The organism is Acidovorax sp. T1 (genome assembly GCF_002176815.1).
Classification (GTDB): Bacteria; Pseudomonadota; Gammaproteobacteria; order Burkholderiales; family Burkholderiaceae_C; genus Acidovorax.
The window spans coordinates 2,548,539-2,569,662 of record NZ_CP021648.1 but is presented as its reverse complement, the minus strand read 5'-3'; the positions used below and the strand labels follow the sequence as shown (position 1 = coordinate 2,569,662).

Sequence of the window (21,124 nt, the reverse complement as noted above, 5' to 3'; positions counted from 1 at the left end):
GCGGGACGAACTACCGGATAAAAACATGCCAAACAATTCTTTCGGTGAATCCTCTTGTACCGCTGCCGCCAGCGGCATGGTGGAAGTGCGCGGCGCGCGCGAGCACAACCTCAAGGACGTGGATGTCGCCATCCCGCGTAACGCGCTGGTGGTGTTCTCGGGTGTCTCCGGCTCCGGGAAGTCCTCGCTGGCCTTTGGCACCATCTATGCCGAGGCCCAGCGGCGCTACTTCGAGTCGGTGGCCCCCTATGCGCGGCGACTGATCGACCAGGCCGGCGTACCGGACGTCGATGCGATCGACGGCCTACCGCCGGCGGTGGCGCTGCAACAGCAGCGGGGCTCCAGCAACGCGCGTTCCTCTGTGGGCAGTGTGACCACCTTGTCCAGCCTGGTGCGGATGATGTATTCGCGCGCTGGCGCCTACCCAGCCAACCAGCCCATGCTGTACGCCGAGGATTTTTCGCCCAACACGCCGCAGGGAGCGTGCCCGACCTGCCACGGCCTGGGCCATGTGTACGAGGTGACCGAGGCCAACATGGTGCCCGATCCCTCCCTGAGCATCCGCGAGCGGGCGATCGCCTCCTGGCCCCCCGCCTGGCAAGGCCAGAACCTGCGCGACATCCTGGTCAGCATGGGCTACGACGTTGACCGACCGTGGAAGGACCTGCCGAAGAAGGATCGCGACTGGATTCTGTTCACCGAGGAAACACCGACGGTGCCGGTGTACGCCGGCTTCACGCCTGCCGAGACCCGCGCCGCGCTCAAACGCAAGATGGAGCCGAGCTACATGGGCACCTTCACCAGCGCCCGACGGTATTTGCTGCACACCTTTGCCAACACCCAGAGCGCGCTGATGAGAAAGCGCGTGTCCCGGTTCATGGAGGGCAAACCGTGCCCCACCTGCCACGGCAAGCGGCTCAAGCCCGAGGCGCTGTCGGTCACGTTCGCCGGCGTGGACATCGGCGAGTTCATGCAGATGCCGCTGGATCAGTTGGCGGCCTTGCTCGAACCCATCGCCCAGGGCGATTTCCGCGCCCATGCAGCGGGGGCGGCTACGGACAAGGAAGCGACCCGACGCGACCGTGCCGAACGCGCGGCCTCCGGCCGCGCCGTCCATGCGGTATCGCCCGACGTGCGCCGCACCTCGGCGCTATCGGAAGAAAAGCGCCTCGCCGCGCAGCGCCTGGCCGGTGGCGTGATGGCGCGCCTGCGTCAACTGCGTGGGCTGGGTTTGGGTTACCTGACGCTGGACCGAGCCACGCCGACGCTTTCGGCCGGCGAGTTGCAACGCCTGCGGTTGGCCACGCAATTGAGTTCCCTGCTGTTCGGCGTCGTGTACGTGCTCGACGAACCCTCGGCGGGCCTGCATCCCTCCGACAGCCAGGCCCTGTACGACGCGCTCGACCGGCTGCGCGATGCGGGTAACTCGGTGTTCGTGGTGGAGCACGACCTTGACCTGATGCGCCGCGCGCAATGGCTGGTCGATGTCGGGCCGGATGCCGGGGAGCGTGGCGGCCGCGTGCTCTACAGCGGCGAACCGGATGGCCTGCGCAAGATTGCCGAATCGCGTACTGCACGCTACCTGTTCGACGAGATCCCCGCGCCGGGAAGCCGAGCACGCGAAGCGACCGGCTGGCTGGAGCTGCAGGGCATTCACCGCCACAACCTGCATGGCGTGGATGCACGCATTCCGCTGGGCGTGCTAACAGCCGTCACGGGTATCTCCGGCTCCGGCAAATCCAGCCTCGTCGCGCAGGCCCTGCCGGAGTTGGTGCTGCTACACCTGGGCCACGAGCCTGAAGACGATGCGGCCGATAACGCCACCAGTGAAGGGCCGGCCGTGATCGAAGCGACCGGTGGTCATCTGGCGGGCGACGTGGACGCCATACAGCGCCTGGTGCAGGTGGACCAGAAACCGATTGGGCGCACGCCGCGGTCGAACCTGGCTACCTACACCGGCCTGTTCGATCATGTACGCAAGCTGTTCGCCGCCACGCCCGATGCGCGACGCCGCCGCTATGACGCCGGACGGTTCTCGTTCAACGTTGCCAAGGGGCGCTGCGAGACTTGCGAGGGCGAGGGTTTCGTGAGCGTGGAACTGCTGTTCATGCCCAGCGTGTACGCGCCGTGCCCTACGTGCCATGGCGCACGCTACAACGAGGCCACGCTGAAGGTGCAGTGGAACGGGCGCAACATCGCCGAGGTGTTGCAGATGACCGTGGACGAGGCCAGCGAATTCTTCGAGGGTGAAGATGCGGTGGCAAGGCCACTGCAACTGCTGCGTGATATCGGACTGGGCTATCTGCGCCTGGGGCAACCGGCCACTGAGCTTTCCGGTGGCGAGGCGCAGCGCATCAAGCTGGCGACCGAGCTTCAGCGCAGCCAGCGCGGCCGAAGCCTGTACGTGCTCGACGAGCCGACCACCGGACTGCATGCGTCGGATGCCGACCGGCTGCTGGTGCAGTTGCAGCGCCTGGTCGATGCCGGCAATACCGTGGTGATGATCGAGCACGACATGCGCGCGGTGGCCCAGGCCGACTGGGTGATCGACGTGGGGCCGGGCGCGGGCGCTGCCGGCGGCAGCATCGTAGTGGCGGGTTCCCCTCAGCAGGTGGCCCGAACGTCTGGCAGCCGAACCGCTCCGTTCCTTGCACAGGAGTTGGCGCGGGCCGAGTAGCTCAGTTCGCTAAATGTTGCCAGCTTTCGCGGGGCATTGATCGCCACACGGTGGTGGCGATCAATGCCCGAATCGCGTCATCCTTCCTGAGTCAGAGCAAGATAGGGATTGTTGGGCGGTATTTCGGGGAATGCCAAGGACCCATCTTCCAGGAGGTAGCCATGCAGTCGGCGGGACTTCCTCGGGCCCGTGACTTCACAAGTCCAAATGTTCAGGCCATTGGGGTGCTTGCGATGTAGCTGCAGCTTCTCGAAGCGCTTCTGCATCCACTGCCAATCCTGTTGATTCTCCTGCTTGGCAAGCGCGCCCACTTCGGGATGCTCCTGCGCATAGCGTTGGAACACACCAGGGCTGACCAGGTAGGCCGTGTCATTCACCGTATGCACGAGCGCCTTCGCGTCGTTGATGATGAGCCGTCGTGAGGCGATTCCCTGCTTCAGCCAAGCCATGAAATGTTCCCCGGATGGCTTCGTCGCCGATGACAGAGGCGTAGGCGCAGGTGCAGGTGATGGAAGGGAGGTTGCGGCTGTCGCTGGCGTGGGAGTGTGGAAGAACTCCTCGGCATCCTGGCCAACGCCGGCCGACTCACCCAAGCCCACCATCGCGAGCAAGTCCTCCATGACGTCGGGCATGGGCTGGGCTGCGGGAGGTGAAACGATGGTGGTGCCGTCGCCCTCCCAAATTGGAGGTTCTTGACCTCCCTGCGCTGGTTTCCCCGAGACAGTAGGCGCGGGAGCCGACGTGCTGGCATCGTTTTCTGCGGGCGTCGCGTCGATCTCTACCGTGCCTGCGAAAGGTGCTGGTCGCTCGCCAGACTCCCAGATCAGCGCGGGAGCGAGACGCAACAGGGTGAACGAATGGGACCAGCCGGTCGTGCTGGTCACGGTCGCGCGCCAGACCGCTTTGCCGTCCGAGGTAGGCTGGAGCATGCCGTGATCCTGCAGCACGTTGAACACGGCAGTGTTGTTCGCAGGAATGCCATCGATCCCTTGAGACAGGAGATGTGCGCGCAGTTTGTCCGAGACTGTCTTGCTCACCAGCCACAAACCATCCTCGGTGAGCCAGCCATCGGAGGCTTCCGGCTGGTTCAGCTTCAACTGTTCCTTGAGCAGGTAGCGCAACCCGTCCAGCAGCTTGCGTTGCAGTGCGTGCTTGGGCGCTGCCATGGCGCGGGCTGGATCGCCGCCCAACTCCTGAGCCACGGAAGCGCGGTCGGCCTGTACGACCAGTTCTCCCAGCACGCCGGCGTGCTCGTACTGTCCGGCCAGGACGTAAAGCAGCGGTGCCCAGAGAGATGGATAGCCGCTGAGCCAGTCCAGGATGTGGCGATCGAGCAGTTGGCGGTAGAGCAACCCCGTCGCGGCGCTGTGCAGGCGGTACTCGCGGTCTTCGCGGTAGCGGAATCGGTATGGCTGGACCAGAGGGTCATGCCACGGATGCCACACGGTCCCGTCGGCCAGTTCGACGTGCAGATCGACGGCGATCTTGCCAACGTCGTGGAGCAGCGCGGCATAGGCGACGGCGGCGGTCCAGGCCTCAGACTGCGCCGCCTGATCCTCGGGACTGGCACCGATGGGTAGCAAATGGGACTGCCGGAGCTTCAGGCTGTAGGCGACGATTTCCAGGCCGTGGTCCAGCATGCCGCCGGGGTATGCGTGATGATGCGCCTCGGAAGCCGGGAAGGCCTGGACCAGCTCGGCGTAGCGTTCCAGCGGCGCCCGGTACAAGGTGGCGAACTGCCTGCGCGAGAGCGACGTGCGCTGCCAGATGTGTTCCAGCAGCTTCTGTCGGCGCGGCGTCGCCAGCAGCGAAGCGGCCGACCCAGGCCGCAGCAGCCCTTTCGGGAGATCGATGGCGGGTGCTGGCGATGGATCGGCAGCGACCGAGGGCCGTTTTCGCTGGAACAGGGAGAGCATGTGAGGTGTCCTAATGACGGGCCGACCGGGAGGCCTTTTGGCCTTTTCGAGGTAGGGCCTTTCCCCTTGCACCCCATTCCCTTGCCATTTCGGCCCTTTGGCCTTTAACCGTTTCGGTATAGCGGGGCTTGGATTGCGGCTCCACCGTCAATGTGGAACTCGCTCGAATGCATTGGACGGCGACCAGGCGCTGGCCTCGGTCTATGCTGCGAAGACGCTGCTTCCGCCAGGTAGGTTGCTCTCTAGGCGACAAAGTTGACAAGCGCGACAAAGGCGACTAGAGTGAATCCTGTCTCAAACCTACTCGGGAGATGACCATGCCCACTGCCATTGAATTCATTGCCGACCGTCTGCCGCGCGTCACGGTGGAAGATGTGCGCCGCTTCGCGGATACCGTCGAAATCCGGGATGCCACGGCTTTCGCGGCCGAGTTGCAGGCGTTCGTCCACGAGCGTGTGGAAGCGGTGACACTGCCCGCTAACTTGGAGGGCGAGACCGTTGGTCAGGCCCTTGCACGCAAGGCGGCCGCGCTGCGCGCCGACACGCGCTGGGCACCGAATGAAACCGACGTCCAGCGAGGCCGCGCTGTGCTGCTGGAAGCCTTCAACCAGCCGCACAACCTGCCGCCCACCGAGTTCGCCAAGCTGGCGGACAAGTCGCGCCAGCAGATCTACAAGGACATCCTCGCGCGTCGGCTGCTGGCGCTGAACGTTGGGCCGCGCGGTCAGAAGCTGCCCGACTGGCAGCTCGACCCGGTAAAGCAGCAGTTGACCCAAACCGTGCTTCAGGAGGTCGAGGGTATCGATCACTGGACGATCTACCGCGCACTGTCCGAACCGCTCGAAGGCTTGGGCGGTCGCTCGCCGGTGGATGCGGTGACGCATGGCACGATCGACGACGTGGCCGAGGCCGTGTTCAACGTGCTGGGCGTTCAGGTGCATTGAAGCGAGACCGCCATGAGCCACGAGCTGCCTTCGTTCCTGATCGATGCCGGTGAACTGCTCCAGCATGTGAGCCGCGTCGTCTATCGGGGCAGCCCGCTGTACTATGGCCGCGGCAGCACCAATCGCTACGACGACCCGGCCCGGGCCTACGGCGTGCTCTACCTGGGGCGCGACCTGCCCACGGCGCTGATGGAGTCGGTGTTTCACAAGCATCAGTGGCTTGATGACGCGAAGCGCTCGATCGCGTTGAAAGAAGTCCAGGGCAGGATGGTGCGCGCCGTAGGGGTGGTGGCCGACGTGCTTCTGGCCGATCTCACGGCACCGGGCGTCATGGCGGGCTACTTTGGTCTGAACCTGGAGCAGTTGGCCAGCCGTGACTACACGCACACGCAGCAGGTGTCCGCCCAGGTGCATGCGATGCTCGGCGACGACGGCCAGCCGCTGTTCGACGGGGTGCTCTATCCGTCGCGCAACAACTATCCCGCCAAGAGCATCGCGCTGTTCGAGCGTGCGGAAACGAAGGTCAGCGTCATCGAGGACATCGATCTGGTTGACCATGCGGACTGGCCGCGTTTCGTTGCCACCTACCGCATCGGCGTGGAACCCGACCCCGGCCCGGTAGAACCGGATGACGGATCGTCCTGAAGCAGAAAGAGAACATATTGAAGCCCCAATCTGAATGACGTGGAGCACACCGGAATAGGCATCCCTCAGTAGCAGGAGACGACCATGAATACCACAACCCGCACCAGCACTGCAGAACGTCTCGGCCGCGCCTTTGGCCGCGGATGGCGCGCCTATGCTCGCGGCGAACGGCGGGCGTCGAACTGGCTGGTATCCAAGGGACTGCCGCGAGCTGGCGCCGCCGCGATTGTGTGGATAGTCAAGCTGGCCGCGCTCGGAGTGTTGCTCTACAGCACCTTCTGGCTGGCTCTGCTGCTGGTGTTGGTCATGGTGGTTGCCTGGATGGCCCGCAATGCCGACCTGGGCGATGAATTGCCCGAGCCAGAGTGGCGAAACGGACCAGCAGGGTTTGGCCTATACACCTACGACGGTTTTCGCATTGATCCTCATGTCGAGGACGATTAATTCGTCACAGAGCTGTGTTCTGGAGGTGCCGATAAATCTGCTCGCGTACTTCGGTGTCTGCCACTCCCCAGGTTTTCACCTGCTTTCGGATAGCGCGTGGAAGGTTGAGCAGAACCTCGTGGAGATCGGTATCGGACAGGGATTTGCCGGTCGCATCCAACACTGTGTCATGAAGGTTTGCCATGCACGCTTCAAGGTCATGTGCTTGATCATCAGCCGCAGCAAAATCTGCTGAGCCGTCTAGATGAATTGGGCCAGTGATGAAATCGACCCCTTGCAGCCGAAGCACGGCTTCGAGCACCGACTTTCCCTCGCCGCTCGGCACGATGGATGGGTAGCGAAGAGTGTTGGTGGTCATCGTGTGAAATCCTGGCGTTGCAGTTGGTCAGGATCGCTGCATCTTTCCCTACGATAAGCCTACTACGCCGCGGGGGTTGTCGGCGCAAAGATCACTTTTTCCCCACTGCATTGATCGCAATACTTCCACCCTTGCCGCCAGCGGCCTTGGCATCTCCGGTGGCCCCGGCGAGGCCTTGCAGCACGTTGCCGGCACGAACGCCCGCCCAAGCCAAGGCCATGATCCAGAATGTAGGCAGCACGATGAACATCGTGCCCATGACGAACATCAGGAGCAGGTCGCCAAAGGCATTGTTCAACCCCACCAGCGGATCGAAGTTAGTGTGTGGCCGGTTCCAGCCGAAGCCCCACCCATAGAGCGCATCGAGGATGGTGCTGTCGATCCAGCGTGCGAGTTGGAACCAGAAATCGGTGAAGAACAGCGCGAACTGCACGACGCTGACGGTGACGACCGTCTTCAGGTCATAGGTTCCGACGACCAGTACGAGCGGGATGCAGATGACCAGTGCCATCTTGAGCAAGGCAAGCACCATGGGCAGCGCTTGGCGCACCACGTCCATGGCGGGAAATGCGGCAAGTGCCCCGACCGCCATTCCTACATCCCCCGTGGCCCGCGTCACGATGTTCGGCAGGGTCTTGTCGATCTGGCCGCCGTAGTCGGTATAGACCGAACCCTGGGTGAGCTTCTGCTGTCGCGGTGACGCGATGGTACGGACCACCGAATCGTCCACCTCGGTACGGCTCAGGAACCCGGCCCAGCCCGCCAAGCGATTCAACAGGCTGGGGTCCACCTGGCTCAGCAGCCGTGCCCGCAGGCCGTTGCTGCCATCGGCCCACCACTGCCTGCAGGTCGGGTAGCCGCCGCCACTGGCCACCTGCGCAAGCCCTGCGTCGCGGGTGTCGTCATAGGGCCATGACTCGCGCGCCGTGCTGGAACGGTAGCTGTCGTAGTAGCCGCCGGTATCCGTGAAAAACCTCGAACCGATCCAGGTCACGTCGTTCATTTGAGCTTCGTCCAGCTCCGGCCGCGCCATGAACAATTTAGCGCGTGCAGGTCCGTAGCAGTCGTGTGTGAAATCGGCCACTTCCTGAGCCAGAACCGGGTCATTGATGCGGGTAGCGTCGATCTCCATGCGCATCTGTCGCAGGTCTGTCCCGCACGGGATTGCCGCCACCGAGGCGCTGGTGACGGCGCGCGAGAGCGCGTGCATGAAGGCCCACCAGACCGGCACCTTGGCACTCTGGTTGTTGATGGTGCTGAAGGACTGGGACCAGCCGGTATCCGTGGGCTGCGGCACGTTGACCTGGCACTGGGCCGAGCGCGAGCTGTCGTACTGAATTGTGTTGAGGTCCACGTCGATGAAGGGGATGCCGGCGAACATCACCACCACGATGGCGACGAACACCCGGTTCTCGATGCGTGCGGCCGAGAGCACGCCCTTGTTGCCTTCGTCGGCACCTTCCGCACGGGCCTTAAGCCATTCCTGCACGATGATCGCCACGAAGGGCAGTGCGAATACCCCGCTGGATACCAGTACCGCCCAGATGCCGTTGTTGACGATCCAGGACACCAAGGTCAGGTAGTACTCCAGGTAGTCGGTTGTGAAAAGCGTCATGGCTCGGACTTCCCCTCAGCCCTGCATCAACAGGCTGGCTTCAAGCGCCACGATGGCAACGACGCCGGCGATCTCGCTGCGTACCAGGCGGCGCCGCGCTTGCGCGTCGTCCTCACGCGCAAGCAGCCGGCGACGCATCCAGACCCAGCCGTAGGCCGTCGCGCCATACAGGCACAGCCGCCAGACCAGGAAGTAGCCCGCTGCTGCCGCCAGCCAACGCTCCCAGCCCGCGACGCTTCCGACGAGGTAGATGCCAACGATGTTGGCACCCACGGCGACGGCCGCGAGTACCACCGTCCACAGCAGCGCCTTCGCTGCGCGCCGGTTGAACAGCCAGCGCGGGCGCAGCCAGGCCGCACGCATCAGGCTCATGGCCGGCCTCCCGGATTGCCCTTCTGCAACTGATCGAGGCGGTCAGGCACCGGATCGCCTTCGTAGATGCCACGCGAGCCCGCCGCGCGCGTGCCGTGGCGCTGGATGATCGCCATGGGCGAGTTGTTCGCCAGCTCCCGGCGCAGCTCCAGCTCGGTCTTGAGGTTGCGAATCTCGCGATCGAGCGTGTCGCTCTCGTGGTTCACCGCCTCCACGGCGAGCTGGTTGGCCGCCACGTTGGGCTCCTTCTTGCCGGTCAGCAGCGTGCGTTGCAGCAGTAGCGCCTTCTCCAGCACCGACGCCAGCGCAACCTCGGACGCCAGGCGCTGCGACAGCAGGTGCTGGTCCGGTTCGTCGCGCAGTGCCTCGACCACGCCGCGCGTGATGGGCAGCGACGCGCTGCCGGCCTCCCGCAGGTTTTCGGGCGTCGTGTTCTTCGCCTTGGAGACCAGGTCCTGGAGCGCCTGCAGCTTGGCGTCGTACTCCTCCTGGATCAGGGGCGTCAGCCCGACGCCGGGCACCGTCTCCGTCTTGGTGCAGGCGTCGCAGGTGCGCTGCTCCTTCTCGCCGAGCACCCGTGTTGCCCACTCGATGGCCGCCTGCGGCGTGGTCCAGGTTTGGCACGACAGGCTCGTGCAACTGGCCGGAGCGATTGCCGACGTGTCGGTCACCCCGCGGCCATTGACCAGGTTGTAGCCCGCGCGGGTGACGTCACCGACCACCTTGATCGCGGGCTGACCGGAGCCGCCGGCATTGCTTCCCCCGACCCAGGGCACGCCATCGTTGCCACGGCGCGTCTCGGCCTGCTCGATGGCCGAGACGGCATCCGTGCTCGAAACAGCGTCACGCAGTGCCAACCCCTCTGCCATCTGGCTCCAGCCGAGTTGGCCGCCAGCCGTTTCGGCCATCTTTTCGGCCATGGCGCGGCACGTCAGCTTCGAGCGGTCGAAATCCAGCCGCGCTTGCAGAACGCCGTTGGTGAGCAGGTTGTAGAGGCCTGGATCTGCACGCTGGATGATCAACGCCGGCAGGGACGCCACAGCACTCGTAGCACTCTGGATCACCGAGGACATGATCTGCTGAAAGCCATTGGTGACACCGTTGAGTTGATTCTTCAACGTGGTCTGAATGCTCATGTCGCCGCAGATCAGATTGCTGTTCCAGCCGACACCCACGCCGAGCGAGCGCATGCCGGCTGCGCGGCCCATCGAAACGGCGCTGCCGCCGCCGATGGAGTACATGACGTCATCGCCGATGACGTTGCCGCTGGTCTGGTAGCCTAGTTGGCCCCAGGCCACGCCGCTTGCCAGAACCAACGCGCCGGTAATCGCCAAACAGATCATCTTGCCACGAGCCGGTGGGGAGAACTGCATAGAGTCGGAACGCTTCATCGCGACACCTCAAAGGAAATCAACGCTGCCAAGGAACACCTGTCCACGGCGTTCGCAGCAGGCATACGGCCGCCACAGCGCCCAGGCGTAGTCGCCTTGCTGGGCCTGGGTCAGGAAGCCGGTGCGTGGGAAAACCGTGCAGGACGAGGACAGGACGGGCGTGAGTTCCTGCCACTTGCCAGTCGAGGCATCACCCTCCATCAGCGCGCCGGCGGGCCAGTAGCCATCGCGGGCGTTGGCAAGCAGCGGCTGGTACACGTGCAACTGCCCCCGGCGAGTGACGATATCTCCCGCACGCTGGGCCACCACGGCCCCCGATTTGTGGTCGTCGGTCTGGTGCAGGAAGCCGCCGCGGGGATACACGTTGCCCCAAAGGCTCATCGTGGTGCGTGCGCCGACCTCGCGCATGCCGGGAATCAATGCCTCCGGGTAGGCCATCTCGGGCACGTTGTAGCGCCAGGCAAGCGTGTCCAAGGTGCTGAGCAGATACGGCATGAATGCCGTTCCCGCGCCCTCGCAGAAGTAGCCCGAGGACGAAACAAACTGGTTGAACACCTCGACGCCGGGATGGCCGATCACCTCGGCGTTCTTGAATTTCGCGAGATTGTTTTCGTGATCCTCGTTCGTCGTTCCATCGCCGCCCGCTTGGGCGGACGGATTGGCCGTACTCATCGCCCGGACTTCAACCCACGGGTTCTCGCCCGTGTTGCTGTAGCTGGAGACGACCGCATCGGGGATGTAGTGGCGCACCTTGACAGAGGTGCGCACCGTGCATCCTCCCCAGGTGCAGTAGAGCCAGTAGCAGATACCCACCACCCGGTACTCCAAGCAATCGGGCGAGGCCACCGAGGCAACGATGGCGGTGGTGTTCAAGGCGTAGCTACCCGTGGCGCTGAGCAGCATCAAGGAAGCCACGCCGGCCCGCATGCGGCGCATCAGGTCGAATGGTCGCGTCATGGCTGGGTCCTCCGACGCTGCTCGATGCGCGCGACAGCGCGGGCCACATCCGGCTCGCCATAGACCACGTAGCGCTGATCCACCACGACAGCCGGGATGCTGGTGATGCCCAGGCTCCATGCGTCGGTGACGCCCTGGTATGCGGAAGCGATGCGGCGCTGTAGGTCGGCGCCGCCTTGGTTCAGCCGACGCTTGACGGTGGCCGCCGCCTGTTCGGGGGCGGCGGGCAGTTCCGCAGAAAGCTCCGCTTCAATCCGGCGGGCTTCGTCTAGCACGATCAGCCGCTCGCCGCCCATGGTCTTGACCGGGTGGTGGCTGTCGGTGACGACCAGTACGTCGGCTGCGAAGGTGACGGGGCTGAACACGGCCAGGGACGCCGGCAGCGCCACGACGAGACCAAGGGTTCGCCAGCCCGACGCGAACGTGGAAAAGGATGCCGGCATGTCGCGTGCCCCGAAAGTTGATCAGGGCCATAGTCAAACGCGAACCCGATGCCACCCCAACAAACAATGCGCATCGCGGGCTGCCCGCATACCTGCTTGTCCCGCGCCATAAAAAAACGGAGGCCGAAGCCTCCGCGAGGATCAATGAAGCAATGCGACCGTTACAGCAGGCCTGACTCCGCAAAGGAGAACGGGGAACCTTGGCCTACGATGATGTGATCCAGTACCCGTACATCGATGAGCGCCAGCGCGGCCTGCAGTTGCTGGGTCAGCACACGATCCGCGCTCGACGGCTCGGAGATGCCCGAGGGGTGCTGGTGCGCGAAGATCACCGCGGCGGCGTTCAACTCCAGCACACGCTGTACGACGACACGTGGATAAACAGAAGTCGAGTTGATCGTGCCCCTGAACAATGGCTCGTAGGCCAGCACCTGGTGCATGCTATCCAGGAACACAGCGGCAAATATCTCGTTGGGTTCAGCGACCAGTTTCACGCGCAGATAGTCCCGCACGGCGGCCGGCCGGCTGAGGCATGGTCCAGCTTTGAAGATCCGTTTTTCCAGCAGCACGATGGCCTGCTGGATGATCCAGTCTTCGTGTTGGGCAGCTACGGCGGAAAGCGACTCCACACAGGAGTCATTGATGGCGAAAGACATGGCGAACCTCCAGACGGTGAGATCGGAGGGCGCGCGCCCCCGAGGGCAAGCCCTCCTGGGGATGAGAATGAAAAGATGCATCCATCACCGCGATTGGGGTGACCGTTCGCGGCCAGGATGCAAGGCGAACGAGTCGCGGTCAGCGCAGAGGACTGCGCCGTAGCCTTGAAGACCGGGGCTACCTGGGCATGTCGCCGACGACGTCGGCAGGCATTTCGGATGTGGGTGTGCTGGTCGGACCGTCAGCCGCCAGCATGTCCATGGCTGACAGCAAGGCATCGCCCTCGATCGGCCCCTGCAGCAGGATGGCCTGGCCCGTTTGGCGATCGAGCAGGCGCAGCGACGGCGTGGCGGTTACGCCGCTCTTGGTGGCTTCCGCAGCCTGGGCGCGGATAGCCGCACTGGGCCTTTCGCTTGCCATGCACTGCTCGACGGCTGGCGTCGATTCGGGGTAGCGCAAGCCATCGGGCAAGCCCTGGCCGTCGCTGCGCGTGTGGGCATAGACCCATTCGATCGCCTGCCAGAACGCGACATGCCCACCTGCTTCGGCAGCGCATTCCACTAGGCGTGCCTCGGCTGACGCGGCCGGCTCGTGCTCGGCCAGCGGCTGGTGGTGCCATTGCAGCGCCACGTCGGTGTTGTTGCCGATCCACCGCTTGAGCTGCGGGAAATATTCCCGGCAGAACGGGCACTCCAGGTCGGCATAGAGCGTCAGCGTGAAACGGCCTTTGGGGTTGCCCATTAGCCAGGGCGGCCCGGCCACCGGTGCCATGCTGACCGGCGTGGGCGGCTGCGGCGGGGATTCGCCGGGCGACCTCGACACAAGCCAGATCAGCAGCAGCGCGACCAGCACAGCAGCCAATGCCCAAGGCCAGCGGGGTCGCCCGTTGCGGCGGCGGAACGCCTGGACCTGCATCGGAATGGAAGGACGTTTCTGTTCCATGGCGTTCTCCGTCTTACGACAGTTCCAAGGCCGGCGACTCGATGCCGCGCGCCTGGTCGATCTTCTCGGCCACCTTGAAGGCCGCTTCCAGTTCGGTGCAGCCGTAGTGCTGCATGAGCTGGTAGCGCTCGGCCTTCTCTTCGGGTTCGGTCTGCGCCAACGCCAAGTACAGGCTGGGCGGCACGGCGCGGAACAGCACTTCCATGCTCTTGGAAAGGATGACGCCCTCGGTGAACTTGCCCGCTTCTTTGCGCGCCGAGAGCATCAGCGCTTTCTGCGCGGGCGAGAGTTCGCGGAAGCGTGCAATCTTCTCGACCTCATCGGGCGGCATCGACAGGCAGATCCACCACTCAATCATGTTGAGCATGGGCTCCGCGGCACGCGGCAGATCGTCGATATTTTGTGTAGCCAGCCAGAACCAGGCCCCTAGCTTGCGCCACATTTTTGTAATTTTTACAACGTAGGGCGCAAGCAGCGGGTTCTTCGTGATGATGTGGCCTTCGTCGGTCACATTGATGATCGGACGGCCCAGGTACTGGTCGCGCTCGGCGATGTTGTTCACCGTGCTGATCAGGCTGATGTAGGCGATGGAGAGCTGCGCGTTGTAGCCCTCCCGGGCATAGGTCGCGAGATCCACCAGCGTGATGTCGGCCTCGGGCCACGGCGTGCCATCGCGATCGAACATCTCGCCGTCCGTGCCTTGGCAGAACATGTCCATCGCGTCCGCCATCTCCAGCAGCCGCACGCGCCGCATCTCGGGCAGCGTCGGGTCCTGGCCGCGCGTGCGCAGCGCGTTGCGCACGTCGCGCGTGAGCACCGTGCGTTTCTCGGCCACGCAGTGCTCGGCGGCATCGAGGATGCACTGGCGGATCAGCGAGCGATCGGCCCGCGTCATCCGGGCTTCTTCCTTGTCCTCGCCGCCTGTGATCATCAGCCGTGCCGTGATCTCCAGTTCACCCAGCACGTCGCGCTGCTCGTCCTCCTCCATGACCGAGGAATCGGCTGGCAATTCTTCATCCAGTGCATCGGCATCCAGCGTCTGCACGTTGCCGGGCGTTTCGATCAGCCGGCGAGCGTCGGCGAACGGCGCTAGGCTGATGCCCGAGCCAGGAGCCAGCTTGACCCGGTTCACGGTCAGACCCAGGCGCTTTGCGAAGTCGCTGAACAAGCCGAAGCTGTTGCCGGCCTCCACGATGAACAGCCGCGGCCGGTAGATGGCCGTGACCTGGTTCAAGAGGTTGTTGAGCGTTGCGCTCTTGCCCGAGCCGGTGGGGCCGAACAGGAACAGATGGGCGTTCATCTGCCTGTCCAAGCGGTTCAGTGGATCAAACGTGATCGGCCCGCCGCCGCGGTTGAAGAACGTGTTGCCCGGATGACCCGTACCCTGGCTGCGACCCCACGCCGGCGAGAGATTCGCCACATGCTGGGCGAACATCAGTTGGGTGAACCAGTTCCGTCGATCTTGCGCAGGGTTGTAGCAGCACGGTAGCCAGCGCAGGTAGCTGTTGAGCGGCGCGACTTCATCGTCCTCGCGCACAGGCTGCAACCCCGCGTTGAGCATCACGTTGGCGAGGTCCAGACCGCGCCTGTCAAGTTCGGCTTCATCGCGTCCGCGCAGATAGAAGGCCAGCGTGCCGCGGTAGAGCTTGTGCGCGCTGCCGATGAGCGAGCGTGCCTCCTGCACATCCTTGAGCGTTTGTTCCGATGCCAGTGTTTCGCCGACAGCCTTCTTCGCCAGGTGATTCAGGTGCGATTCGAGGATGTCCTGGGGCGTCGCCACCATGGTCAGACACATCGTAGTGTCTTCGGGCATCTGATCGAAAAGCGTGTTGATAGCGTCCCCCTTGCGGGTTTCGCCGGTCAGGTGCCCCGTACCGGGCGGCATGCGTAGCCGGTCGGTGACCAGTACGCGATGCGGCATACCGTCGAAGTACCAGGTGCCGTGCTCGGCATCGGAGCGAGGCTGACCGAAGAATAGCCGTTGACTGAAGTCCCGACCACTCGCCAGCTCGATTTCACCTTCCTCCACCTCGTCGGGATAGCGGGCCAGCGCATAGAAGCGCTCTCGCTCCTCTGCGCCGGGCCCGAGCATCGTGGGGCGTGGGTTGAACCAACGCAGCAGCCAGTCGTGAACATCGGCCGCGACCATGCGCCGGGCCTGGATGCCGGCGTTCGCCAAGCCGCCGCAGAGGCGATCGCAGACGATGTTCAGCATTTGCTCGGGTGTCTGGCCGCGGCGGTTCGCCTGCCCGGCGGCCCGGCGATAGACCACCATGCGCACGCGCCGCGTCTGGCCGCGCCAGCGCAACCGCGTGACCACCGTATCCTCGAACAGTCCGCCGGGCTTGGCCACCGCGCGCAGGTGGTGGCCAAAGAAGCGGAGGTAGAACTCGGTGAAGGCCGTGCTGCGGGCGCGCGGCTGCACGTAGTCGCGTAGCGTCTGCATGTACTGGTCGAAGCTGGGCTCGTCCTGTGCATAGAGCTGGAGCACCCACGGGTTCTCATCCAGCTCATCGAACGAGTCCTGGAGCGCGTTTTCGAGCGCATCGCGGGCATGAGCGAGCCAGCCCGGCTCCCGACCTTCGGTGCCTAGCGGGACCAGTTCGTAGAAGGCCGCGACCGATTGCCCGTCCTCCAGCAGCATGGACTTCGACGGCGGCAGGAACTCCACCCACGGCAGCAGCTCCGCGAATGACTGCGCAACGTCGTACATCGCCTGCTCGTCCGCCACGGTCGCCGGCCTGCGGCCCTGGACCGTCGCTCCGGGTTCGGCAATGCCGGCCTGGCGCAACGCCTCGACGTGGCGCTGCCAGCCGTCCGGCTGCTCGTCATTGCCACCATCGGATGCAGCCAGCTTCGGCCAGGGGAGTTTCCAGCGCATCAGTAGTCCTCCACGCGCTCGCCCGGCATGGCGTACTGCACTCGCTGGTACAGGGGAAAGACCGTCGTGTAGCCCGGAACCGGCACGGGATCGGTGCCCGCCAGGTGCGGGTACACATACATGACAAGATCGGGGTTCGGCAGGCGGTGGAACTGGCGATAGACCTCGTTGCGCGCCGTGCGCGTGTAGCGCATCTGCTCGGTGGGCGCGGCCTCCACGTCGGCCTCGGTCAGCGGCCGGCGCAGGCTCTGGCGTGCATCGAGCAATTGCCTGCGCGCCACCTGGCCGGCGCCACCACCCCCGTCACCGGCGTTCTGCTGCCAGATGTCCATCATCGTGCTGTCGCCGTGGGGGAGCAGCTTTTCCTTGCTGGTGGCACAGCCGCCGAGCACCGCGACGGCGAGGGCCAGCGCCAGGGCCTTATTCAAGTTCGAGAGCATGGCTTTCTCCTGCGCGGTGATCGACCTTGCGGCCTTCGGGATCGAAGTCGATGGCGAGCGGCTTTTCGAGGTGGACGGCGACCTTCGCGCCGGGCTGGACATAGACAGCGGCGAACGCCTGGCCGTACAGCTTGTTCACCCAGTCGGCCATGTCGCGCACGCCACCGGCCAGGATGCGGCCCACGGCTTCATTGCCCGAGATACCGACGCTGCCGATGGAGCCGTCGGCGCCGACGTAGGACATCTGGCCGCTGTCGCTGTCGATCAGCGAGGCGACGCCGGCACCGGCGGCGGTAATCAGGGCTTGCGAGCCAAGGTACTGCTGGGCGTTGCTGCGCCGCTCCCCGCTGACGCAGGGAATGCCGTATGGGTCGCTGATCCAGCCCAGGCCTCCACTTTGAGAGTTCTGCTGCTGGTTGTTTTGCTGGTTGCCGTCGCGGTCTTCGGGGATGGTGCGGATCGTGCCGTCGTGGAAGACGAAGGTGATGCTGCGTACCTGGCCGCGCACGCACGAGAGCGTCCAGTCGCCCGATGCGGTGCCGCTGAACACGGCACCGGCCACGTCGGGAATGTCGATGCCATTGGCGGTCAGGTTGTCCTGTCCGACCAACACCTTGAAGGGGTACGGATCGTTGACGGTTCCGTCGATCGGCACGCGGCCGATCAGCGCCGTCATCGCCACCGACCCCATCAGTGTCGAATTGGTCGGTACGGTATAGACCGCCTTGGCGCTCTTCACGCCTGCGGCGCGTGCGCCCGCGTTCGCCACGGTTTCGGCCGTGGTTTCCAACGTGCTCTGCGCGGGGCCGAAGCTCGTCGGGAAGCTCATGCCGCTACCCGTGCCACGACTGCTGTTGCGCCCCTCGGCTTTCCTCGCATCGTCGGGTTCGACCCAGCGCACGCCGCCTTCCATGCCGGCCTCGTCGCCGTCACGCAGCCCCAGACCCACCGGCAGGTCGGCATGGCCGCCGCCACGTCCGCCGATACTGTCCAGGCGCCGTTGCAGGTCGGCCAGCAGTCCTTCGGTCTGCTGGCGCGCGCTGGCTGCCTGCTCTTGGTCGCGACGCAGGTTGGTGCGCTCGGAGTCGAGGGCCGAATTGATGCGCTGGTCAATGGAGTTCTCGCGCTGGCGCAGTCGCTGGTTTTCTTCGCGCTGGGATTTGTTGTCCGAGAGCGCGGTCTGAAGCTCGGTGCGCAACTGCTTCACTTGGGCAACGAGCGTCGCCACGGTGTCGCGCGGGGTATCGCCCTCGATGCCCAGCGCCTTCATTTCCGCTGGCGTGAGCTTGGCGCCGGCATCCGCGGTCGGTGGTGCCGAAGTGCTGCCTCCCGAGAACAGCCGGATGGCGACGAACAGCACCAGCACGGCAACCGGGATCATCAGCCACTTCAGGAGTCCATTACTGCGCATGGCGGACCTCCTTGCGGTCGGTGCCATCCTGGGAACCGGCTTCCGGTTGCGGGAGATGCACGGCCGGGTCGAAGCGGTTGACCGCTGGTAGCAGCGATTGCGCAAGGCCACGCCCGCGCGTCACCAGGTACAGGACGGTCGTGTCCTCGGGCGTCCCGCGCGGGCCAAGCGCCTCGTGTTGGAAGGTGGCGGTGAGGAAATCGCCTTGCAGCACGCGCGGGTCCAGGGTGATCCAGCCGCTGCTGCTGTTGGTCAGGCGCACGGCGGTCACCCACTGGTCTTCCAGACGCCATGACGCGAGCGCGACCGCGCGCACGGGCAGCGTCGGCATCAGCGTGCCGAGGTCGAGGCCACTGCGCAGGTTCACCCGCATGACGCTCGGCAGCGGCTCCACGGTGCGTAGCGGCGCGTAGAGGTTCTGTGCGGCGAAGCGCGTCAGGACAACCGACACCGGGGTCTCGCGTCGCGCCGCTCGCGCGCCGGCCTGGTCCTGGGCGCGCGCCGGAGCTTCGTTGTCATCGCCGGGCTGATCGCCATAGCGCGCCGGGGTGCTGTTGCCCTCGACGATGCGCACTGGTTCCAGCTCGGCTTCGCCGTCCTTGGCTGGCTCCGCCGCAATGTCCAGCAGGATCAGCGCGCCCGTGTCGGCGTCCTGCAATTGCAGCCGCGTGGGCTCGATCGGCTCGCTAGCACGCAGGTACACCGCGCCGCCCGCGCTCTGCACCCGTAGGCGCTCGCCGACGCCCGCAGGTACGCCCACGCGGACGTTGCGGTCGATGAACACGATGCGCTCGTGGCCGACCTTCAGCGGCACCGCCAACGGCATACGTTCCCAGCGCAGGATCTCCACCGCCTGGACAGCAGGAGCCGCGGCCACGGCCAACAGCCCCAGCAGCGTGAGTACAGGATGCTTCATGGGGTTTCTCCTTGGGGCGCTTGCGGAGACAGGCCACCAGACGCCGGGCGCGTCGGCTCCGGCGTGCTGATGCGCTGGGGCGCGCCCTCATAGCAGTCGAGCGCCAGGCCGAACGGGTTGCGGGCAGGATCGACGTCCACCCGCGTGACCTTCACGGGATAGCGCACCAGAGCGCGCTTGACTTGCTCGGCGCCGTAGTACTCGTCGGCGGTGATGTCCAGCGTCACTACCCAGTCGCGGTCGGAAACCACGCGTACGCGGGCCGTGGGGTCGTCGCCGTAGCCGCGGCCGGGGATTTCGTAGATGCCGCGCACGCGCTGGCGCAACTCGCCCGTGCTGCGGCGGTAGTCGTAGTCCGCGCGCAGGAAGGCCTGGCAGGATGGGGTGAGGTACGGCGAGAGCGTGTGGAGGTTGCGCGCGTAGTCCTCTTCGCCATTCGTCGGCCAGCGGTTGAGCGTCTGGAACACGTAGAACGTGAACGCATAGACCGATTCGGGCGGCACTTCCCACCACTTCCTGGTACTGCCGGAGCGCAGGTCAGGCGGAACGTGGATGGTCAGATCGCGGGGAGCGCTCCACCAGCCGCCACCCATGACCAGGGCGACGATGATCAGGGCGCCAGCACCCAGGCGAAGCGTCTTGATGTGCGCCTGCAGGTGGGTGATCTCGTTCTTGAAGCGGCTCATCGTGCGCTCCTTCGGGTGGTCCAGAAGCCGGAGCGCGAGATCAGCACATGGCCGCCTACCCAGCCCGCCATCAGCGGATGGCGTGTGGCAATGCGCCATTGCAGTTGCCGATACAGCCAGGTGTCGGGACGCCCGCGCTTGAGGCGGCGAAGAATGCCGCCGCCGATGAACACGCCGAAGGCCACGCCCAGGACGACGAACGTGGGTGCTAGCGCGATCGTGCGGAACACCCACGACAGCGGTGCGCCGACCAGCAGACCGGCGGCGCCGGACAGGCCGCAGCAGATCCACAGCTCGTCGGCGGTGAGACCGCGCACCACAACGGGATGTCGATTGAGCCGGTGCGGAAGGAACGTGACCGTCCCGTCCGCACGGACGTGCTGCTGCTCGGACATACCGGCCTCGCTTACAGGATGCCGGTGGCTTCGGTGAGCAGCCAGATGCCGATCACGAGCAGGACGGCGCCGATGGCGACCGTGAGGCCGAACTGGCCCCACGTCTTGCGGCCTGTGTGGATTTCCGCGTAGGTCCCGTAGGCGTGGTAGCACACGCCGATGAACATGGACGCCACCACCAGCAGAGCCACGAGCATGATGATGTCGTAGCCGTAGTTGCGGATCGTTTCCATGATGCCGTTGCCTGTGCCGCGGGTCGGGTTCTCCAACTGCGGCAGACCCTGCGCGAACGACAGCGCGGGCAGCGCTGCGGTGCCCAGGGCCACGGTGGCGCGCTGGGCAAGACGGGAAGTGAGGATGCGGTTTTGCATGGTCATGCCTTTCAGGTCAGGAGAGGAGGAAGAAAGTCAGGACGAGGTACATCGCGACGAATCGGATGCAGACGCCGAGGAACTGGCGCTGGTTGAGGCGGCTTTCGGACCACCCCACGTAGGCCGTTCGCATGGCCCAGACGCCCCAGACGAGCAGGACCGCGAACACGACGCCGACCAGGACGGTCGCCATCGCTGAAGGCGCGATGCCGCTGTTGGCTTGAAATGCCGAGACCTGGGCGCCGTTCATGGCTTGCCCTCCGTGGTCGTCGGCGGTGATGGCGGGACGATCCGCTCCGTGCGGTAGTCGCCGATCAGTTCGGAGGCGTCGCGCGGCTGGGCGCGCGACGGTGTGAGATGGGCCTGGATGCCGGCGCGCACGCGCGCCAGGTCAGCCAGCAGCCTCGGGTAATCGAAGTGGTAGCGCTCGCCCGGCTGGATGGGGGCATGCGTAGCGCTGTCGGCGACGGTGCGCTCCAGCGCGTCGAGCTGGCGCAGCGCTGCGACCAACTCCTGACGCTGCGCCGGGGACTCGGCCAACGCCATCGAGGACTGACCCAGTACAAGGGCCGTCACGAGAAAAGTGGGCACGCCGCGATGCGCGGCGCGCAGCCAGATCGGAGCCAACATCGCGCCATTCCTGTGTGATCAGCAATGGCTCGA

General features: G+C 65.2%; 22 protein-coding genes. 4 read left to right on the top strand and 18 right to left on the bottom strand.

Translation table 11 applies throughout. From position 1 onward, the window contains the following. Positions 1-25: 25 nt before the first annotated feature. Entirely contained in the window at positions 26-2,677 is a 2,652-nt protein-coding gene (locus tag CCX87_RS12095; protein WP_029885973.1) for an excinuclease ABC subunit UvrA, read from the top strand. Positions 2,678-2,754: 77 nt separating this feature from the next. On the opposite strand, the gene mobH is transcribed toward CCX87_RS12095, so the two are convergent. Next, a complete protein-coding gene (gene mobH, locus CCX87_RS12090) occupies positions 2,755-4,593 on the bottom strand; it encodes a MobH family relaxase (RefSeq protein WP_023435209.1) in 1,839 nt (612 codons plus the stop codon). A 317-nt stretch (positions 4,594-4,910) separates the two neighbouring features. On the opposite strand from mobH, the gene CCX87_RS12080 reads away from it, so the two are divergent. The 3 genes from CCX87_RS12080 to CCX87_RS12070 all read left to right on the top strand — a co-directional run bounded on the left by CCX87_RS12080 (position 4,911) and on the right by CCX87_RS12070 (position 6,626). Beyond that, on the top strand, positions 4,911-5,537 hold the full coding sequence (locus CCX87_RS12080) for a hypothetical protein (protein ID WP_029885972.1): 627 nt from the start codon (positions 4,911-4,913) through the stop codon (positions 5,535-5,537). Positions 5,538-5,549: 12 nt separating this feature from the next. After that, the gene (locus tag CCX87_RS12075) at positions 5,550-6,182 is read left to right on the top strand and encodes an RES family NAD+ phosphorylase (protein ID WP_029885971.1); all 633 of its coding nucleotides are present in this window, start codon (positions 5,550-5,552) and stop codon (positions 6,180-6,182) included. Between the two features lie 84 nt (positions 6,183-6,266). Next, positions 6,267-6,626 (top strand): DUF3742 family protein, encoded by a 360-nt coding sequence (locus tag CCX87_RS12070; RefSeq protein WP_029885970.1) that lies wholly within the window; start codon positions 6,267-6,269, stop codon positions 6,624-6,626. 4 nt (positions 6,627-6,630) lie between these two features. Here CCX87_RS12070 and CCX87_RS12065 read toward each other — a convergent pair whose 3' ends face one another. The 17 genes from CCX87_RS12065 to CCX87_RS11985 all read right to left on the bottom strand — a co-directional run bounded on the left by CCX87_RS12065 (position 6,631) and on the right by CCX87_RS11985 (position 21,091). Then, entirely contained in the window at positions 6,631-6,984 is a 354-nt protein-coding gene (locus CCX87_RS12065) for a hypothetical protein (RefSeq protein ID WP_029885969.1), read from the bottom strand. Between the two features lie 91 nt (positions 6,985-7,075). Next, positions 7,076-8,599, bottom strand: coding sequence for a conjugal transfer protein TraG N-terminal domain-containing protein (locus CCX87_RS12060; protein ID WP_029885968.1), 1,524 nt, complete (start codon positions 8,597-8,599; stop codon positions 7,076-7,078). Positions 8,600-8,614: 15 nt separating this feature from the next. Next, the gene (locus CCX87_RS12055) at positions 8,615-8,971 is read right to left on the bottom strand and encodes a hypothetical protein (RefSeq protein ID WP_029885967.1); all 357 of its coding nucleotides are present in this window, start codon (positions 8,969-8,971) and stop codon (positions 8,615-8,617) included. Further along, positions 8,968-10,362 carry an integrating conjugative element protein gene (locus CCX87_RS12050; protein ID WP_029885966.1) on the bottom strand — a complete coding sequence of 465 codons (1,395 nt, stop codon included), beginning with the start codon at positions 10,360-10,362 and terminating at the stop codon, positions 8,968-8,970. Before CCX87_RS12050 ends, CCX87_RS12055 begins: the two co-directional genes overlap by 4 nt. 9 nt (positions 10,363-10,371) lie before the next feature. Continuing rightward, positions 10,372-11,319 carry a TIGR03756 family integrating conjugative element protein gene (locus CCX87_RS12045; protein WP_029885965.1) on the bottom strand — a complete coding sequence of 316 codons (948 nt, stop codon included), beginning with the start codon at positions 11,317-11,319 and terminating at the stop codon, positions 10,372-10,374. Continuing rightward, positions 11,316-11,762 (bottom strand): TIGR03757 family integrating conjugative element protein, encoded by a 447-nt coding sequence (locus CCX87_RS12040; protein WP_029885964.1) that lies wholly within the window; start codon positions 11,760-11,762, stop codon positions 11,316-11,318. The genes CCX87_RS12045 and CCX87_RS12040 overlap by 4 nt, the downstream gene beginning before the upstream one ends. 161 nt (positions 11,763-11,923) lie before the next feature. After that, positions 11,924-12,418: a RadC family protein gene (gene radC / locus CCX87_RS12035; protein WP_024007868.1), complete on the bottom strand. Its 495-nt coding sequence runs from the start codon at positions 12,416-12,418 to the stop codon at positions 11,924-11,926. Positions 12,419-12,596: 178 nt separating this feature from the next. Continuing rightward, positions 12,597-13,361 (bottom strand): DsbA family protein, encoded by a 765-nt coding sequence (locus CCX87_RS12030; RefSeq protein WP_029885963.1) that lies wholly within the window; start codon positions 13,359-13,361, stop codon positions 12,597-12,599. 13 nt (positions 13,362-13,374) lie between these two features. Then, on the bottom strand, positions 13,375-16,242 hold the full coding sequence (locus tag CCX87_RS12025) for a conjugative transfer ATPase (protein ID WP_029885962.1): 2,868 nt from the start codon (positions 16,240-16,242) through the stop codon (positions 13,375-13,377). Then, positions 16,242-16,682, bottom strand: a complete 441-nt coding sequence (locus CCX87_RS12020) for a TIGR03751 family conjugal transfer lipoprotein (protein WP_029885961.1) — start codon at positions 16,680-16,682, stop codon at positions 16,242-16,244. The genes CCX87_RS12025 and CCX87_RS12020 overlap by 1 nt, the downstream gene beginning before the upstream one ends. Further along, entirely contained in the window at positions 16,663-18,093 is a 1,431-nt protein-coding gene (locus CCX87_RS12015; RefSeq protein ID WP_023464783.1) for a TIGR03752 family integrating conjugative element protein, read from the bottom strand. The genes CCX87_RS12020 and CCX87_RS12015 overlap by 20 nt, the downstream gene beginning before the upstream one ends. After that, positions 18,083-19,009: a TIGR03749 family integrating conjugative element protein gene (locus CCX87_RS12010; protein WP_033972374.1), complete on the bottom strand. Its 927-nt coding sequence runs from the start codon at positions 19,007-19,009 to the stop codon at positions 18,083-18,085. Before CCX87_RS12010 ends, CCX87_RS12015 begins: the two co-directional genes overlap by 11 nt. After that, a complete protein-coding gene (locus CCX87_RS12005; protein ID WP_009459666.1) occupies positions 19,006-19,695 on the bottom strand; it encodes a PFL_4703 family integrating conjugative element protein in 690 nt (229 codons plus the stop codon). The genes CCX87_RS12010 and CCX87_RS12005 overlap by 4 nt, the downstream gene beginning before the upstream one ends. Beyond that, positions 19,692-20,090, bottom strand: coding sequence for a TIGR03750 family conjugal transfer protein (locus tag CCX87_RS12000; RefSeq protein ID WP_009459668.1), 399 nt, complete (start codon positions 20,088-20,090; stop codon positions 19,692-19,694). Before CCX87_RS12000 ends, CCX87_RS12005 begins: the two co-directional genes overlap by 4 nt. 11 nt (positions 20,091-20,101) lie before the next feature. After that, the gene (locus CCX87_RS11995; RefSeq protein WP_024308620.1) at positions 20,102-20,461 is read right to left on the bottom strand and encodes a TIGR03745 family integrating conjugative element membrane protein; all 360 of its coding nucleotides are present in this window, start codon (positions 20,459-20,461) and stop codon (positions 20,102-20,104) included. A gap of 16 nt (positions 20,462-20,477) precedes the next feature. Further along, a complete protein-coding gene (locus CCX87_RS11990) occupies positions 20,478-20,711 on the bottom strand; it encodes a TIGR03758 family integrating conjugative element protein (RefSeq protein ID WP_009459672.1) in 234 nt (77 codons plus the stop codon). Then, entirely contained in the window at positions 20,708-21,091 is a 384-nt protein-coding gene (locus CCX87_RS11985) for an integrative conjugative element protein, RAQPRD family (RefSeq protein WP_033972373.1), read from the bottom strand. The genes CCX87_RS11990 and CCX87_RS11985 overlap by 4 nt, the downstream gene beginning before the upstream one ends. Positions 21,092-21,124: the final 33 nt, after the last annotated feature.

What these genes read in the sequence shown, in the direction of transcription:
- CCX87_RS12080 (WP_029885972.1), top strand. Translation starts at nt 4,911, where the DNA reads ATGCCCACTGCCATTGAATTCATTGCCGACCGTCTGCCGCGCGTCACG.
- CCX87_RS11995 (WP_024308620.1), bottom strand. Translation starts at nt 20,461, where the DNA reads ATGCAAAACCGCATCCTCACTTCCCGTCTTGCCCAGCGCGCCACCGTG.
- CCX87_RS12045 (WP_029885965.1), bottom strand. Translation starts at nt 11,319, where the DNA reads ATGACGCGACCATTCGACCTGATGCGCCGCATGCGGGCCGGCGTGGCT.
- CCX87_RS12050 (WP_029885966.1), bottom strand. Translation starts at nt 10,362, where the DNA reads ATGAAGCGTTCCGACTCTATGCAGTTCTCCCCACCGGCTCGTGGCAAG.
- CCX87_RS12040 (WP_029885964.1), bottom strand. Translation starts at nt 11,762, where the DNA reads ATGCCGGCATCCTTTTCCACGTTCGCGTCGGGCTGGCGAACCCTTGGT.
- CCX87_RS12015 (WP_023464783.1), bottom strand. Translation starts at nt 18,093, where the DNA reads ATGCGCAGTAATGGACTCCTGAAGTGGCTGATGATCCCGGTTGCCGTG.
- CCX87_RS12030 (WP_029885963.1), bottom strand. Translation starts at nt 13,361, where the DNA reads ATGGAACAGAAACGTCCTTCCATTCCGATGCAGGTCCAGGCGTTCCGC.
- CCX87_RS11985 (WP_033972373.1), bottom strand. Translation starts at nt 21,091, where the DNA reads ATGTTGGCTCCGATCTGGCTGCGCGCCGCGCATCGCGGCGTGCCCACT.
- CCX87_RS12025 (WP_029885962.1), bottom strand. Translation starts at nt 16,242, where the DNA reads ATGCGCTGGAAACTCCCCTGGCCGAAGCTGGCTGCATCCGATGGTGGC.
- CCX87_RS12010 (WP_033972374.1), bottom strand. Translation starts at nt 19,009, where the DNA reads ATGAAGCATCCTGTACTCACGCTGCTGGGGCTGTTGGCCGTGGCCGCG.
- radC (WP_024007868.1), bottom strand. Translation starts at nt 12,418, where the DNA reads ATGTCTTTCGCCATCAATGACTCCTGTGTGGAGTCGCTTTCCGCCGTA.
- CCX87_RS12075 (WP_029885971.1), top strand. Translation starts at nt 5,550, where the DNA reads ATGAGCCACGAGCTGCCTTCGTTCCTGATCGATGCCGGTGAACTGCTC.
- CCX87_RS12055 (WP_029885967.1), bottom strand. Translation starts at nt 8,971, where the DNA reads ATGAGCCTGATGCGTGCGGCCTGGCTGCGCCCGCGCTGGCTGTTCAAC.
- CCX87_RS12070 (WP_029885970.1), top strand. Translation starts at nt 6,267, where the DNA reads ATGAATACCACAACCCGCACCAGCACTGCAGAACGTCTCGGCCGCGCC.
- CCX87_RS12005 (WP_009459666.1), bottom strand. Translation starts at nt 19,695, where the DNA reads ATGAGCCGCTTCAAGAACGAGATCACCCACCTGCAGGCGCACATCAAG.
- CCX87_RS12000 (WP_009459668.1), bottom strand. Translation starts at nt 20,090, where the DNA reads ATGTCCGAGCAGCAGCACGTCCGTGCGGACGGGACGGTCACGTTCCTT.
- CCX87_RS12060 (WP_029885968.1), bottom strand. Translation starts at nt 8,599, where the DNA reads ATGACGCTTTTCACAACCGACTACCTGGAGTACTACCTGACCTTGGTG.
- CCX87_RS12095 (WP_029885973.1), top strand. Translation starts at nt 26, where the DNA reads ATGCCAAACAATTCTTTCGGTGAATCCTCTTGTACCGCTGCCGCCAGC.
- CCX87_RS12065 (WP_029885969.1), bottom strand. Translation starts at nt 6,984, where the DNA reads ATGACCACCAACACTCTTCGCTACCCATCCATCGTGCCGAGCGGCGAG.
- CCX87_RS11990 (WP_009459672.1), bottom strand. Translation starts at nt 20,711, where the DNA reads ATGAACGGCGCCCAGGTCTCGGCATTTCAAGCCAACAGCGGCATCGCG.
- mobH (WP_023435209.1), bottom strand. Translation starts at nt 4,593, where the DNA reads ATGCTCTCCCTGTTCCAGCGAAAACGGCCCTCGGTCGCTGCCGATCCA.
- CCX87_RS12020 (WP_029885961.1), bottom strand. Translation starts at nt 16,682, where the DNA reads ATGCTCTCGAACTTGAATAAGGCCCTGGCGCTGGCCCTCGCCGTCGCG.